1 protein-coding gene is annotated in these 231 nt (G+C 68.4%); it reads left to right on the top strand.

What is annotated here, in order from left to right:
* Window positions 1-231 (top strand): hypothetical protein (locus GVN67_RS29595; RefSeq protein ID WP_160000815.1); only part of this gene is annotated, 231 nt, incomplete at both ends.

Below are 231 nucleotides of genomic sequence, written 5' to 3'. Positions count from 1 at the left end.
TGACCGGTCTGACCATCACCTCGCCAGATCCGGGCAATACCACGCTGCATGTGACGGCCACCGTCACGGACAGTTCCAGCGGCACCACCGCGACGACGAGCGCGAATGTCGGGCTGAACGTGCTGAACGTCGCCGATGCGCCGGGTCTAACCCTGCCAGCGCTGTCGCTGGCCGGGCTGGAGGACGTCTCGATCGCCTTGCCGATCGCGCTGGCGCCGCTGTCGCCGACGG

The sequence above is a fragment of the Roseomonas sp. 18066 genome (genome assembly GCF_902706185.1).
Lineage (GTDB): Bacteria > Pseudomonadota > Alphaproteobacteria > Acetobacterales > Acetobacteraceae > Pseudoroseomonas.
Note: the sequence above shows the minus strand (reverse complement) of the source record. Positions and strands in the feature narration are given on the sequence as shown.